Origin of the sequence: Pseudomonas sp. FP2294 (assembly GCF_030687625.1) — a bacterium.
GTDB classification, from domain to species: Bacteria; Pseudomonadota; Gammaproteobacteria; order Pseudomonadales; family Pseudomonadaceae; genus Aquipseudomonas; species Aquipseudomonas shahriarae.
Map to the genome: position 1 here is coordinate 5538868 of NZ_CP117441.1, position 15060 is coordinate 5553927.

At 61.4% G+C, this 15060-nt stretch carries 13 protein-coding genes; 4 read left to right on the forward strand and 9 right to left on the reverse strand.

The features are described from left to right. Positions 1–6: 6 nt before the first annotated feature. Positions 7–819 carry a prolipoprotein diacylglyceryl transferase gene (gene lgt / locus PSH73_RS25045; RefSeq protein ID WP_057440408.1) on the reverse strand — a complete coding sequence of 271 codons (813 nt, stop codon included), beginning with the start codon at positions 817–819 and terminating at the stop codon, positions 7–9. A 213-nt stretch (positions 820–1032) separates the two neighbouring features. Here lgt and PSH73_RS25050 point away from each other — a divergent pair, with 213 nt between their 5' ends. Then, complete coding sequence (locus PSH73_RS25050) at positions 1033–1779, forward strand: NRDE family protein (RefSeq protein ID WP_057440409.1); 747 nt, start codon at positions 1033–1035, stop codon at positions 1777–1779. A gap of 99 nt (positions 1780–1878) precedes the next feature. Here PSH73_RS25050 and ptsP read toward each other — a convergent pair whose 3' ends face one another. Both ptsP and PSH73_RS25060 read right to left on the reverse strand, forming a co-directional pair. Continuing rightward, positions 1879–4158, reverse strand: coding sequence for a phosphoenolpyruvate--protein phosphotransferase (ptsP, locus tag PSH73_RS25055; RefSeq protein ID WP_057960910.1), 2280 nt, complete (start codon positions 4156–4158; stop codon positions 1879–1881). A 22-nt stretch (positions 4159–4180) separates the two neighbouring features. After that, the gene (locus PSH73_RS25060) at positions 4181–4660 is read right to left on the reverse strand and encodes an RNA pyrophosphohydrolase (protein WP_053128161.1); all 480 of its coding nucleotides are present in this window, start codon (positions 4658–4660) and stop codon (positions 4181–4183) included. A 143-nt stretch (positions 4661–4803) separates the two neighbouring features. On the opposite strand from PSH73_RS25060, the gene PSH73_RS25065 reads away from it, so the two are divergent. Next, positions 4804–5460, forward strand: a complete 657-nt coding sequence (locus tag PSH73_RS25065; RefSeq protein WP_057440410.1) for an HAD family phosphatase — start codon at positions 4804–4806, stop codon at positions 5458–5460. A 112-nt stretch (positions 5461–5572) separates the two neighbouring features. On the opposite strand, the gene PSH73_RS25070 is transcribed toward PSH73_RS25065, so the two are convergent. Continuing rightward, a complete protein-coding gene (locus PSH73_RS25070) occupies positions 5573–5986 on the reverse strand; it encodes a DUF2269 family protein (protein WP_057960912.1) in 414 nt (137 codons plus the stop codon). Positions 5987–6026: 40 nt separating this feature from the next. Beyond that, entirely contained in the window at positions 6027–7541 is a 1515-nt protein-coding gene (ilvA, locus tag PSH73_RS25075; RefSeq protein ID WP_057440412.1) for a threonine ammonia-lyase, biosynthetic, read from the reverse strand. Between the two features lie 136 nt (positions 7542–7677). Here ilvA and rpiA point away from each other — a divergent pair, with 136 nt between their 5' ends. Further along, positions 7678–8349 (forward strand): ribose-5-phosphate isomerase RpiA, encoded by a 672-nt coding sequence (gene rpiA / locus PSH73_RS25080; RefSeq protein WP_305461575.1) that lies wholly within the window; start codon positions 7678–7680, stop codon positions 8347–8349. A gap of 362 nt (positions 8350–8711) precedes the next feature. Beyond that, positions 8712–10658, forward strand: coding sequence for an autotransporter domain-containing protein (locus tag PSH73_RS25085; RefSeq protein ID WP_057960914.1), 1947 nt, complete (start codon positions 8712–8714; stop codon positions 10656–10658). 7 nt (positions 10659–10665) lie between these two features. Here the strand turns inward: PSH73_RS25085 and PSH73_RS25090 are convergent, their stop codons facing one another. The 4 genes from PSH73_RS25090 to PSH73_RS25105 form a co-directional block, all read right to left on the reverse strand. Continuing rightward, complete coding sequence (locus PSH73_RS25090) at positions 10666–11586, reverse strand: SdiA-regulated domain-containing protein (protein WP_057960915.1); 921 nt, start codon at positions 11584–11586, stop codon at positions 10666–10668. 121 nt (positions 11587–11707) lie between these two features. After that, complete coding sequence (locus tag PSH73_RS25095) at positions 11708–12634, reverse strand: SdiA-regulated domain-containing protein (protein ID WP_057960916.1); 927 nt, start codon at positions 12632–12634, stop codon at positions 11708–11710. A 264-nt stretch (positions 12635–12898) separates the two neighbouring features. Then, positions 12899–13564, reverse strand: a complete 666-nt coding sequence (locus tag PSH73_RS25100; protein WP_057440416.1) for a fumarylacetoacetate hydrolase family protein — start codon at positions 13562–13564, stop codon at positions 12899–12901. A 24-nt stretch (positions 13565–13588) separates the two neighbouring features. Then, positions 13589–14983 carry an FAD-binding oxidoreductase gene (locus PSH73_RS25105; RefSeq protein ID WP_057960917.1) on the reverse strand — a complete coding sequence of 465 codons (1395 nt, stop codon included), beginning with the start codon at positions 14981–14983 and terminating at the stop codon, positions 13589–13591. Between the last annotated feature and the right edge of the window lie 77 nt (positions 14984–15060).

A 15060-nucleotide genomic window follows, 5' to 3' on the forward strand; every position in this document is an offset into this window, starting at 1 on the left:
TCGAATTTATAGCGCGCTGGTCTTGATCGCCTGCGGGCGGTTGTAAGCCCACCAGAGCAGGCCCAGGCCAGCAAGAATCATCGGAATGCTGAGAACCTGACCCATGGTCAGCCAGCCGAACGCCAGGTAGCCCAACTGCGCATCCGGCACCCGCACGAACTCGACGATGAAACGGAAAATCCCGTAGAACAGGGCGAACATCCCCGAAACCGCCATGGTTGGACGGGGTTTGCGCGAGTAGATGTAGAGGATCAGGAACAGCGCCACGCCTTCCAGGGCGAACTGGTACAACTGCGACGGATGGCGCGCCAACTGCGCCGGGTCGCTGAACGGCGGGAACACCATGGCCCACGGCACGTCGGTCGGTTTGCCCCACAATTCGGCGTTGATGAAGTTACCGATACGCCCGGCACCCAGGCCAATCGGCACCATCGGCGCGATAAAGTCCATCAGTTGGAAGAATGACTTGCCATTGCGTCGGCCAAACCACCAGGCCGCGAGCATCACGCCGATAAAACCGCCGTGGAACGCCATGCCGCCCTTCCACACCTCGAAAATCAGGGTCGGGTTGGCCAGGTACGCGCTCAGGTCGTAGAACAACACATAACCCAGGCGCCCGCCGACAATCACGCCCATCGACATCCAGAACACCATGTCGGAGAGCTTCTCCTTGGTCCAGGTCGGGTCAAAGCGGTTCAGGCGTCGGGAAGCCAACAGCCAGGCGCCGCCGATGCCGATCAGGTACATCAACCCGTACCAGTGGATTTTCAGCGGACCGATGGCCAGGGCCACCGGGTCGATCTGCGGGTAAGGCAGCATTGCGACTCCTCGTTAAATCATTCGTTATTGCGCACGGACCTTGCCGGTGGACGATTAAGCCTGCGTTACAGCGGCTCGATCAAATGAAGAAGTTCGCACCCGCGCCAAGCAGCCTGGCATGTTAACGGATGGGAGGCATCTGGCCCAACTTGGATACGATGGATAGCCGGCGGATCTATGGGTAGAGTGAGCAAAACACAAAAGGATCGCCTTATGTGCCTGATTGTTTTCGCCTGGCGGCCGGGCCATGCCCAGCCCCTGATCGTCGCGGCCAACCGTGACGAATTCTACGCCCGGCCCAGCCTGCCCTTGGCCCAGTGGCCCGATACACCGCAGGTGTATGCCGGTCGCGACCAGGAAGCCGGGGGCACCTGGCTGGGGATCGGCGCCGACGGACGGTTTGCCGCGCTGACCAATATCCGTGACCCGCACCAGCCACCGGCGCGCAAGTCCCGGGGTGAGTTGGTGGCGCGTTTTCTCCACGGTTCCCTGCCGATTGACCACTATTTAGCCGATGTTAACGGCAGATCAATTGAATATGCCGGCTTCAACCTGCTGATTGGCACGCCACAAGAGCTGTGGCACTACAACGCCAATGAGTCGACGCCTACCCAACTGACGGCCGGGATCTATGGCTTATCCAATGCCGGGCTGGATACGCCCTGGCCAAAGCTGCTCAAGGCCAAGGCAGCACTGGCCCAAGTGCTGGATGATCCGCAGCCTGAAGCCTTGCTGGGGATTTTGAGCGACCCGCAGACCGCACCCTTTGCCGAACTGCCGGATACCGGGGTCGGGTTGGCCACGGAGAGTCTGTTATCGAGTGTGTTTATCGCCAGCCCCAGTTACGGGACGCGGGCGAGTACCGCGCTGATTGTGCATGCCGATGGGCTGCGGCACATGGTTGAGCGCAGCTTTGGGCCCCATGGCGGGCGGCTGGGCGAGGTGGAACTGAGGATTTAGTGGAGACTGGGCCACCGTCATCGCAGGCAAGCCAGCTCCCACCGTTTGAAATGCATTCCAAGTGTGGGAGCTGGCTTGCCTGCGATGGCCCCCCTCGGTCTAGAGGGTTTTTGTCGCAGACGGATTGATCATCCGCGCCAACCCCAGGCTTTTCAGGGCCAACTGCAGCGAGCTGTGGATAACTTGCGGGTTGTCGATGGTCATCAATTCCGCCAGCAGATCCTTGGCCTTGCTCAGGTTGATCTGGCGCAGCATCCACTTGACCTTTGGCAGGTTGGTGGCGTTCATCGACAGGCTGTCAAAGCCCATGGCCATCAACAGCACCGCCGCCGCCGGATCACCGGCCATTTCCCCACAGATACTCACCGGCTTGCCTTCGGCATGGGCGTCGCGCACCACGTTCTGCAAGGCTTGCAGCACCGCCGGGTGCAGGTAGTCGTAGAGGTCGGCCACCCGTGGGTTGTTGCGGTCCACGGCCAGCAGGTATTGGGTCAGGTCGTTGGAGCCCACCGACAGGAAGTCCACCTGCCGTGCCAATTCCTTGGCCTGGTACACCGCTGCCGGGATTTCGATCATCACGCCAACCGGCGGCATCGGCACGTCGGCGCCTTCGTCGCGCACTTCGCCCCAGGCCCGGTGGATCAGGTGCAGGGCTTCTTCCAGCTCGTGGGTGCCGGAGATCATCGGAAGGAGGATGCGCAGGTTGTTCAGGCCTTCGCTGGCCTTGAGCATGGCGCGGGTCTGGACGAGGAAGATTTCGGGGTGGTCGAGGGTAACGCGGATACCGCGCCAGCCAAGGAAGGGGTTGTCTTCCTTGATGGGGAAATAAGACAGTGACTTGTCGCCGCCGATATCCAGGCTGCGCATCGTCACCGGTAACGGATGGAAGGCGGACAGTTGCTCGCGATAAATCGCCAGCTGCTCCTTCTCGCTCGGGAAACGTTGGTTGATCATGAACGGCACTTCGGTGCGGTACAGGCCCACCCCTTCAGCGCCACGTTGTTGCGCACGCGCCACGTCCGCCAGCAGGCCAGTATTGACCAGCAGCGGTACACGGTGGCCGTCGAGGGTCACGCAGGGCAGTTCGCGCAGGGCATCGAGCCCCTGGGACAGCTGGCGCTCCTCCTCGACGATTTCGGCGTATTGCTTGCGCAGCACTTCGCTGGGGTTGGTATACACCTCACCACGGTGCCCGTCGACGATCATCGAGATGCCGTCGACCTTGGAATACGGCAGGTCCACCAGGCCCATCACCGTCGGGATGCCCATGGCCCGGGCCAGGATCGCCACGTGGGAGTTGCCCGAGCCCAACACCGAGACCAGGCCCACCAGTTTGCCTTCCGGCACTTCGCCAAGCATGGTGGCAGTCAGTTCTTCACTGATCAGGATGGTGTTGTCGGGGTAGACCAGGTTGGTGGTGCGGTCTTCCTGCAGGTAGGCCAGCAGGCGCCGACCGAGGTCGCGCACATCCGATGCGCGCTCGCGCAGGTAGGCGTCGTCCATCAGTTCAAAGCGGTTGACGTGATCGGTGACCACCTGGCGCAGCGCGCCCTGGGCCCACTGGCCGGTCTTGATCACGGTCTTGACTTCGTTACCCAGGGACGCGTCGTCGAGCATCATCTGGTACACGTCGAACAGCGCCCGTTCCTCGGGGCGCAGCTGGGTGGCCAGCTTGGTCGACAGGTTGCGCATGTCGGCGCGCACGCCTTCCAGGGCGGTCTTGAACAGTTTGATTTCTGCGTCGATGTCGTCGACGGACTTGTCCGGCACCACGTCCAGGTCGGCCGGGGGCAGCATGACCACCGCAGTACCGACCGCCGCGCCCGGTGAACCCGGCACGCCGACGAACTTGGCTTCCTGGATCCCCTTGCCCTGGCGCCCCAGGCCGCGAATCGAGCCGGTGGCTTCGGCATGGGCGATCACCCCGGCCAACTGCGCACTCATGGTCACGAGGAAGGCTTCTTCACCTTCATCGAACTGGCGGCGCTCTTTCTGCTGGATGACCAATACGCCGACAACGCGGCGGTGGTGGATGATCGGTGCGCCGAGGAATGAGGCGTAGCGCTCTTCACCGGTTTCGGCAAAGTAGCGATAACGCGGGTGATCGGCCGCGTTTTCAAGGTTCAGGGGTTCTTCACGCGTCCCCACCAGGCCCACCAGACCTTCATTGGGCGCCATGCTGACCTTGCCGATGGAGCGCTTGTTCAAGCCCTCCGTGGCCATCAGCACAAAACGGTTGGTCTCGGGGTCCAGCAGGTAAACCGAGCAGACCTGGCTGCCCATGGCTTCCTTGACGCGCAACACAATAATCCCCAACGCCGCCTTGAGATCCTTGGCGGAGTTAACTTCCTGGACGATCTTGCGCAGCGTATTGAGCATGGCTCGGGGTCGAACTCCGTCGTCAGTCGCGCGATAAAAGGCGCGGGGCAAGCTCTTTGAGAGCGCGACGATAAACCTCGCGCTTGAATGTCACCACCTGGCCCAACGGATACCAATAACTGACCCAGCGCCAGCCATCGAACTCCGGTTTACCGGTCAAATCCATCCGCACCCGCTGCTCGTTGGAGATCAGGCGCAGGAGAAACCACTTTTGCTTCTGGCCGATGCACAGCGGTTGGCTGTGGGTACGCACCAGGCGTTGCGGCAAACGATAGCGCAACCAGCCTCGGGTACAGGCCAGAATTTGCACATCTTCGCGCTCCAGGCCGACTTCTTCGTTCAACTCACGGTACAGGGCGTCTTCAGGGGTTTCGTCGGGGTTGATCCCACCCTGGGGAAACTGCCAGGCATCTTGGTTGATTCGGCGAGCCCATAGCACCTGTCCGGCATCATTCGTAAGAATAATCCCGACATTTGGACGGAAACCATCGGGGTCGATCACGGCAACAACCTCGCAAACGCATGTCGCCGCATTGTTCCACAAAGCTTGTTGCAGCGGCAACGAGGCTGCTTACCTTATGTGCACTCTTGTGAAAAGACCGTATTCTGGACGCCTTTTTACAGACTTTTCAGCGAGTAACCGCAATGCGCCTGGCTTTATTCGACTTGGACAACACGCTTTTGGGCGGCGACAGTGACCACGCCTGGGGTGATTACCTGTGTGAACGCGGCATCCTCGATGCCGTTGCCTACAAGACCCGCAACGACGAGTTCTACCAGGATTACCTGGCCGGCAAGCTGGATAACGCCGCGTACCTGAACTTCAGCCTGGAAATCCTCGGCAGCACCGAGATGGCCCAGCTCGACGAATGGCACCGCGACTTCATGCGCGACTGCATCGAGCCGATCATCCTGCCCCAGGCCGTGGAACTGCTGGCCAAACACCGCGCCGCCGGTGACACGCTGGTGATCATCACCGCCACCAACCGCTTTGTCACCGCGCCGATTGCCGCACGTTTGGGGGTTGAAACCCTGATCGCCACCGAATGCGAGATGGCCGATGGCCGCTACACCGGGCGCAGCACCGATGTACCGTGCTTCCGTGAGGGCAAGGTGACGCGCTTGAATCGGTGGCTGGAAGAAACCGGCTTTAGCCTGCAAGACAGCTATTTTTACAGCGATTCGATGAATGACCTGCCGCTGCTGGAGCAGGTGACTCACCCGGTGGCAGTGGATCCGGATGCAAATCTGCGGGCCGAGGCCCAGAAGCGTGGTTGGCCGGTGATTAGCCTACGCGGCTGATAAAGCTTTCGCGAGCAAGCCCGCTCCCACATTTGATCGGGTTCCACCTTTGGAATGCAGTCGAATGTGGGAGCGGGCTTGCTCGCGAATGAAGGCGACCCGGTTTCCAGCCTTAAACGGGTTTGGCGCCCATCAACCCGGCAATCGCCACAAACCCCACCAGGCTGACAATCGCCAGGGCCAGGGTGAACTTCGCACTGCCCGTACCGCCCAGCCGCAGGCGATTGAGGCGCACCACCAGCCAGAACCAGGCCAGCGCCGCGACGCTGTAGATCACGCTGGAACCCAGGATCCACGTCTGCCCCAACGGCCAGCCGACCAGGTGCACCAGCCACCAGCCGGTAAACGGCATGCTCACCAGGCTTACGCCCATCAACAACCAGACAAACAGCCATGGCCGATGCAACGTAACCGCCGGGCCAGCGGCGCGCTTGCGCCAGCTCAGCACGGCCAGGGCCAGGCCACTGGCCAACAGCAGCACCGTTGCCACCATGTGGATCGTCTTGAGGGTTGTCAGATATTCCATGCTCTCGATTCCTTAAAGGCCGCCCAATCAGCGTAGTCGCTCAACCGAGGAACAGCTGATAGGCCGGGTTGTCGCTTTCATCCCAATACGGGTAACCAATCGCTGCCAACGCCGCCGGCACCAGATGGCGCTCGTTGGCCGGCACTTGCAGCCCGGCGACCACACGGCCGTCGGCCGCGCCGTGGTTGCGATAGTGGAACATCGAGATGTTCCAGCGCCCGCCCAATTTGTTAAGAAAGTTGAACAAGGCCCCCGGACGCTCCGGGAACTCGAAGCGGAACACCAGTTCATTGCTGACGTGCGCCGCGTGGCCGCCGACCATATGGCGAATGTGCAACTTGGCCAGTTCGTTCTCGGTCAGGTCCAGCACCGGGAAACCCTGCTCGCTCAGGCTGGCAATCAGCGCGCTGCGCGGGTCGGTTTCCGGGTGGGTCTGCACCCCGACAAAAATGTGCGCTTCGCTGCCGGAATGGTAGCGGTAGTTGAATTCGGTGATCTGGCGCTTGCCCACAGCCTCGCAGAAGGCCTTGAAGCTGCCCGGGCGCTCGGGAATGGTCACGGCAATGATCGCCTCGCGACCTTCACCCAACTCGGCGCGCTCGGCCACATGGCGCAGGCGGTCGAAGTTGACGTTGGCCCCGGAATCAATGGCGACAAAGGTCTGGCCGCTGACACCACGGGTTTCTACATACTTCTTGATCCCCGCCACGCCCAATGCCCCTGCAGGCTCGGTGATGGAGCGGGTGTCGTCGTAGATATCCTTGATCGCCGCGCAGATTTCATCGGTGCTGACGGTGATCACTTCATCCACGTAGTCCTTGCAGATATCGAAGGTGTGCTGGCCGATCTGCGCCACCGCCACGCCATCGGCAAAGATCCCCACGGCCGGCAGCACCACGCGCTCGCCCGCGGCCATGGCAGCCTGCAGGCAATTGGAGTCGTCCGGCTCGACACCGATGATCTTGATCTCCGGGCGCAGGTACTTCACATACGCCGCGATACCGGCAATCAGACCACCACCGCCCACCGGGACGAAAATCGCGTCCAGCGGCCCCGGGTGCTGGCGCAGGATCTCCATCGCCACGGTGCCCTGCCCGGCAATGGTGTGCGGATCATCGTAAGGGTGAATGTAGACGTAGCCTTTTTCGTCGACCAGCTTCAGCGAATACGCCAGCGCTTCCGGAAAGGAGTCGCCATGCAGCACCACTTTGCCGCCACGGGAGCGTACGCCTTCGACTTTGATTTCCGGGGTGGTCTTGGGCATCACGATCGTGGCCTTGACCCCCAGCACCTTGGCCGCCAGGGCCAGGCCCTGGGCATGGTTACCCGCCGAGGCGGTGACCACGCCACGGGCGCGTTCTTCGGCCGTCAGTTGGGTCAACTTGTTGTAGGCGCCGCGAATCTTGAAGGAAAACACCGGCTGCAAGTCTTCGCGCTTGAGCCAGACCTTGTTGCCCAGGCGCTCGGAGAGCTGGCGGGCGGTCTGCAACGGGGTTTCCACGGCAACGTCGTAAACGCGCGAGGTGAGGATCTTTTTGACGTACTGTTCGAGCATCGGAAAGCATCACTGGGCGGGTTGGGCAGGGCCGAGGAGTCTAACCCGCCTTTTGGCCGGACGACCACACGAATCCAGAGGTTTTGTTGGGTTATACTCGCGCCCCTCTTTACTCCCCGCCCGTTCCGGAGCCCGCATGACCCAGGATCAACTCAAACAGGCAGTGGCCCAGGCCGCCGTCGATTTAATCCTTCCTAAACTCGACGATAAAAGCATCGTCGGCGTCGGCACCGGCTCCACCACCAATTGCTTCATTGACGCGCTGGCCTTGCACAAGGGCGCATTCGACGGCGCCGTGGCCAGCTCCGAAGCCACCGCCGCGCGCCTCAAGGGCCATGGCATTCCGGTGTACGAGCTCAATACCGTGAGCGACCTGGAGTTCTACGTCGACGGCGCCGATGAAAGCGACGAGCACCTGAACCTGATCAAGGGCGGCGGCGCAGCCCTGACCCGCGAGAAGATCGTCGCGGCCGTGGCCAAGACCTTTATCTGCATCGCCGACGCCAGCAAGCTGGTCCCGGTCCTGGGCAACTTCCCGCTGCCCGTCGAAGTGATCCCCATGGCCCGCAGCCACGTGGCTCGCGAGCTGGTGAAACTGGGCGGCGACCCGGTGTACCGCGAAGGTGTGCTGACCGATAACGGCAACATCATCCTCGACGTGTTCAACATGCAGATCACCAACCCGGTGGAGCTGGAGACCCAGATCAATGCCATCGTCGGTGTGGTGACCAATGGCTTGTTTGCGGCACGGCCTGCTGATGTGCTGCTGCTGGGGACCCGTGAAGGCGTGAAGACCCTCAAGGCCTAAGTACACACAGAACCCCTGTGGGAGCGGGCTTGCTCGCGAATACGGTGTGCCAGTCACCGATTTTGCTAGCTGACACACCGCATTCGCGAGCAAGCCCGCTCCCACATTTTTGACCGCGCTCCATCCGATGGACATGTAACAAAACCGCTACTTTTCGCAGCATCCCCTCCCCCGCCTGCCCCAATCTGTGCGCCAGGTCACGGCAGCCCCCGCCGCATCTGGTATCAAATCCGTTACAACTTATAGCCAGGCGACCCCCACTTCCAACAACGCGCCAATTCGCGCTTGCCCCATGGAATGAGGCGCGCATTGTGCAGTCGGTCCCGCCGAGCCACTCCCTCAACCACCTCAAGGAAGACCTTGTGATCAAGCCCCTAGCCCTCGCTGTCAGCGTTGCCTGTGCCCTGCTGTCGACTCAATCCCATGCCTACGACTATGGCGAGCACGCCAATGTCACCCTGGAAAAGCTGATCACCGACTACCCCGGCCGCTATCGCGGCACGGCCAACTTCGCCGGGGCCGCCGACTGGATGCAGAGCCAGATGGGCAGCGCCTATGACATCAGCCGCCAGGATTTCACCTGGAATGGCGGCAGCCGCGCCTCGCAGAACGTGGTGGCCTACGCCGCCGGCACCAAACCGCAGTACGTGGTGATTGGCGCGCACTTCGATACCTACTTCGGCCGCCCGGCCCTGCAAGGCCTGGACGACAACGGTTCAGGCGCCAGCGTGCTGACCGAAGTGGCGAAGAACCTCGGCGGCCTGCAACTGGAAAACGGCTTGCAGATCGTCGGCTTCGGCGCCGAAGAGGAAGGCTTGCGTGGCTCCAGGGCCTTTGTCGATTCGTTGAGCGCCAGCCAGCGCGCCAATATGCTGGCCATGATCAACCTCGACAGCCTGATCACCGGCGACATGATGTACGCCCACGCCGGCCAGAACAGCACCGCCAACCCGGCCCTCGCCTCATTGCGCGAGCACACCTTCCAGATCGCCAAGGAGCTGAACATCAACCTGTTCACCAACCCCGGCCTGGACGCGCAATACCCCGCCGGCACCGGCTGTTGCAGTGACGGCGAAGCCTTCGAGGGGCTCAATATCCCAATCCTGTATGTGGAAGCCACCAACTGGGAACTGGGTGCCCTGGACGGCTACACCCAGACCGACAACCCGGCGATCCCCGGCGGCTCGACCTGGCACGACCCCGATGAAGACAACAAGACAGTCCTGACCAACGCCTTCGGCCAGGAACGCATCGACCAGCGCCTGCGCGACTATTCGCGCCTGCTCAGCCGCCTGGTGCTGGAGCTGACCAATGCCGACTTGATGGCTTCCACCACCTCGGGCGGCGCAGTTGCGCGCAATATGCAGGACAACCTGCAGCGCCAGCACCAGGCCATGGTGCGCCTGCATGACCGGCGCTGGCTGACCCTGCAATCGGCCAGCCGTGAAGTGGGCAGTTTCGATGGCGAGATCGGCGTGGACGGCGAATACAACCCGGACAGCGGCTTCGACACCGCCCCCAACCCCGAGGCCCGGCGCCTGGGCCTGCATGCCCTGGGCGACTATCAACTGAGCAGCAGCCTGAACATCGGCGCCAGCCTCAGCTACCTCAACGGCCGCGACAAGCTGGAACACCGTGGCAAGCTGCAAAGCGACACCTGGCAAGCTGCGGTCTACGCCCTGTTGAACGATGGCGGCCCGACCTGGCTGGCCGGTGACCTGAGCGTGGGCCACAGCAGCTTCGACTCAAAACGCAACCTGCTGATCCAGGCCAATGGTGGCCCCGTGCTGCTTAACCAGCAACTGACTGGCGAGACCGACGCCCTGTCCCTGGGTGCCCGAGTGCTCGGCGGTTATGACTTCGATCTGGGCGCGATCAAGACCGGGCCGTTTGCCGGGCTCGATTACAGCCACTCGCGCATCGACAAGTTCCACGAGAAGCAGAACCTGCGCACCGCCCTCGAATATGAAGAGCAATCCTTCGACTCCCTTGAAGCCAGCCTCGGCTGGCGTGTGCGCGGTGCCGTGGCCCTGCCTTACGGCCTGAGCCTGATGCCCTACGGCGACATCGCCTGGGTCAAGGAATTGGCCGACGGCCGCCTCGACGACCTCGACCTGACCGCCCGCGCCGACGGCCAGGCCCGCACCGCACGCCTGGGTTCAGTGGACAAGAGTTTCGGCCGCGCGCAGGTCGGCAGCCAATTGGCGATCACCCCACAGCTTGGGGTGTACGCCGAAGTGAACGGCCGCCTGGGCCATGCCGAAGGCAGCCAGACCGGCTATTCGCTGGGTGTGCAGTGGATGTTCTGACCCGCGCCTACCGCTGCTCGGGCTTTTTCTTGAAGACATAGAACAGGTTCGGCTCACTCACCAGGTACAACGTGCCATCGTCATCCATGGCGATACCCTCGGCTTGGGGCACGCGTTTTTTCAAGCCATTGCGCCCCTTGAGCAGCGACAAGCTGCTCAAGGGGCGACCGTCGATATCCAGTTCCAGCACCAGGTACGACTCATCGGACAGCGCCAGTAAATGGCCGCTGCGCTCATCGTATTGCAGGCTGGACAGGTCGCGTACAAACAGCCCGGCATCGCGTCGGGGGTTGTTGACTACGTGGACCGAGTAGGTTTTTTCCGGTTTGAAATGGGGAAAGCCGTGCACTTCGTAGATCAGCATCGGGTCCCGCTCCTTGGCGACAAACAGGCGCTTGCCCACCGAGTCATAGGCCAGCCCTTCAAAGCCTTTATTGCCCTTCAGGTGCACACCCAGGGTCATCTGCTCGGCCTCGGCCGCGTCGAGAAACTGCGTGTCGTCCTCCAGGTGAATCTTGATCAGCCGCTGCTGGCGCTCATCGCTGACCACATAGGTGTTCTCGCTGATGAACTCCACCGCTTCGGCATCGCCAAACCCCACCAGGTTGATACGCCGCAGGATCTTGCCGTCCAGGGACAGTTCAACCAGTTCGGCGTTTTGATTGGTCACGGTAAACAGGCTCTTGCGCACCGGGTCGTAGGTCAACGCCGAGACATCATCATCCAGGCCCTCAATCACCTGGGCTTCCAGCACCACCTCATAGTCCGCCAGGCCAATGGAGCGTTCATCCAGCGGCTGGCGCCAGGTCTGCCAGTTGAACCAGGCGCGCTCGAATAAACGAAACTGCTGGGCAACCACGCCCACGGCAACCAGGGCGATCAACAGTAGGATAAGAAGGGCAGGTTTGGGGCGGGCAAATCGGCGCATGGAGGCTGGCTCAAAGTCAAAACTGGCAAATGAATATCACAGCCGTCTGAATTTAAACTTAAACGCAGCTCAATGTCTGGGGAATGCCGCGCATAGAGAAGAGTCCGACGTAATCAATCAGCTATTTCTGCTTATCGAACCGATAAAACAGATTGGGCTCGCTGACCATGTACAGCGTGCCGTTTTCGTCCATGGTTACGCCTTCGGCGCGGGGGATCGTGCTTTTCAGGCCATTGAAGCCGCCCAGCACGGTCATGAAGCTGACCTGCTGACCCTTTTCGTCCAGCTCCAGCAGCAGATGAGAGTCGGCGGACAGCACCAACAGGTGGCCGGTACGCGGATCGACACTCAAGGCCGAGAGGTTGCGGATATCCAGTTCGGAGCTGGGCAACTTCCGCTTGTCGCCCGCCAGGACCTGGCCGCCATCGCTGGCCCAGGTAAACAACTGCGCCGGGCGCTCGATACCCAGCACCAGCTGTTGATTGCGTTTGTCCCAGGTGATGGCCTCGAATGCCTTGTTCTGGTTCTCGGAGGGGCCCAGGTCGTAGCTTGGGAAGTCGGCGAAAGCCAGTTCGTGGGTGTCGGCATCCACCTTGACCAGCGTCACGTTGTGCCTGCGCTCATCCACGATGCCTATCACGCCGTTTTCCATGACCGTCACGCCTTCCGGGTTGCTCCAGCCCACCAGGGGAATCTTGCGCAGCACATCGCCCTGCAGGCTGAGTTCCACCAGGAACGGGTTGCGGCCCATCACTGCGAATAAGGTTTTGGTCTGCGGGTTGTAGGCCAGGTCCGACGCTTCGTCCTTTTCCATGCCGGGCAATGGCTTGGCGTCGATCACCGTCTGGTAGTCCGGAAGCCAGACGCTTTCTCGGCGTTCGACCGGGCTTTCAAAGCGCTCCAACACCCATAACGCGCCCCGGTCATCCCAGTGCATCAACCAGGAAACCCCATACATGATCACCCCGGCCAGCAACAGCCAGGAGTACCAGCGCATATTCAGGCGCGGGCGCGGGGTGGGATTCGCAGAAGAAAGGGGTACGGCCATGGAGGCATTCCAGATAATCGGCTGTCGGTGATGGCCCAGGGCTCAGAGCGCCTGGGTGCCATATGGCCGAGGATTATCCGGATGGCGTGTGAAAAAAATGCAAAACCCCGATGTGCGCAGCACGCACAAATAATCTGTGTACAAGCTTGTGTGGGAGCCGGGCTTGCCCGCGATGCAAGCACCGTGGTGTATCAGGCACACCGCGGGGATGCTATCGCAGGCAAGCCAGCTCCCACACAAGCCGGCTCCTACAGAGGGATGGGGTTAGCGTACGGCGCTTTCGAAGCGACTGACACCCGGCAGTTCCAGCACCAGTTCGTCACCTACTTGCAGCGGGCCCACGCCCACAGGGGTGCCGGTCAGGATCACATCCCCGGCCTGCAGCGAGAAGCAACCGGCCATGTGCTGGATCATCGGCACGATCGGGTTGAGCATCTGCGCGCTGTTACCGTCCTGGCGCACCTGGCCATTGATGGTCAGGCGAATGCCGATATCGGTAAAGTCCGGGAAGGTGCTGCCCACCACGAACGGGGCAATGACTGCCGCGCCGTCGAAGGACTTGGCGATTTCCCACGGCAGGCCCTTGGCCTTGAGTTCGGCCTGCTTGTCGCGCAAGGTCAGGTCCAGGGCCGGGGCGAAGCCGGAGATGGCGTCCAGCACTTCTTCACGGCTCGGGGTTTTCGACAGGGGTTTGCCGATCAGCACCGCGATTTCCGCTTCGTAATGCACCGAACCGCGCTCGGCTGGAATGGCAAAGCCGCCTTCCAACGGCACCACGCAACTGCCCGGCTTGATAAACAGCAGAGGCTCGGTCGGCACCGGGTTATCCAGTTCCTTCGCGTGTTCGGCGTAGTTGCGCCCGATGCAGACCACTTTACCCAGTGGAAAGTGGATGTTGGTGCCGTCGACGTACTTGTGCTGATAGCTCATGGCCCGCTTCCTCTTTCGTGATGGTTAAACAGCGAAGATCTTGCCCGGGTTCATGATCCCGTTCGGGTCGAACACCGCTTTCACTGCCTTCATATATTCGATTTCAACCGGGGAACGGCTGTACGTCAGGTAGTCGCGCTTGGTCATGCCCACGCCATGCTCGGCGGAGATCGAGCCGTTGTACTTCTCGACGGTCTCGAACACCCACTTGTTGACGGTGGCGCACTTGGCGAAGAACTCGTCCTTGGACAGGTTTTGCGGCTTGAGGATGTTCAAGTGCAAGTTGCCATCACCGATATGGCCGAACCAGACAATTTCGAAGTCTGGGTAGTGTTCGCCGACGATCGCATCGATTTCCTTAAGAAATGCCGGCACTTTCGACACGGTGACCGAGATGTCGTTCTTGTACGGCGTCCAGTGGGAGATGGTCTCGGAGATGTACTCGCGCAGCTTCCACAGGTTGTGCAACTGGGTTTCGCTCTGGCTCATCACGCCATCCAGCACCCAGCCCTGCTCGACGCAATGTTCGAAAGTTTCCAGGGCGTGGTTGGCCACTTCTTCGGTAGTGGCTTCAAATTCCAGCAGGGCGTAGAACGGGCACTCGGTGTCGAACGGTGCCGGCACATCGCCACGGCCGAGGACTTTGGCCAATGCCTTGTCGGAAAAGAACTCAAAGGCGGTCAGGTCCAGCTTGCTCTGGAACGCGTGCAGTACCGGCATGATCGAGTCGAAGTCAGCAGTGCCCAACACCATGGCGGTGAGGTTTTTCGGCGCCCGGTCCAGGCGCATGGTGGCTTCGACCACAAAGCCCAGGGTGCCTTCGGCGCCGATAAACAGCTGGCGCATGTCGTAGCCGGTGGCGTTCTTGATCAAGTCGCGGTTCAGTTCCAGCACATCGCCCTTGCCGGTGACGACCTTCATGCCCGCCACCCAGTTACGGGTCATGCCGTAGCGAATGACCTTGATCCCGCCGGCATTGGTGCCGATATTGCCGCCAATCTGGCTGGAACCGGACGAGGCGAAGTCCACCGGGTAGTACAGGCCGTTTTCTTCGGCGACGTTCTGCAACTGCTTGGTGACCACACCCGGCTGGCACACGGCGGTGCGATCGGTGAGGTTCACGTCGAGGATCTGGTTCATATAGTCGAACGACACCACCACTTCGCCATTGGCCGCCACGGCGGCCGCCGACAGACCGGTACGCCCACCGGATGGCACCAGCGCCACCTTGTGCGTGTTGGCCCAGCGGACAATGGCCTGCACCTGTTCAATGGTCTTGGGGAAGACGATAGCGGTCGGCGCGGGGGCGAAGTGCTTGGTCCAATCCTTGCCGTAAGCCTCCAGGGAGTCGGCATCGGTCAGCACTTTGCCGGGCTCAACCAGGGTCTTTAGCTCATCAATCAGGGCAGGATGGGTCATCGACAGAACTCTCGAACAATTCATGGTCATCCTGAGAACGCTTCACGTCGCAGGAATGAGTGTTTAGCGGGGCGCGT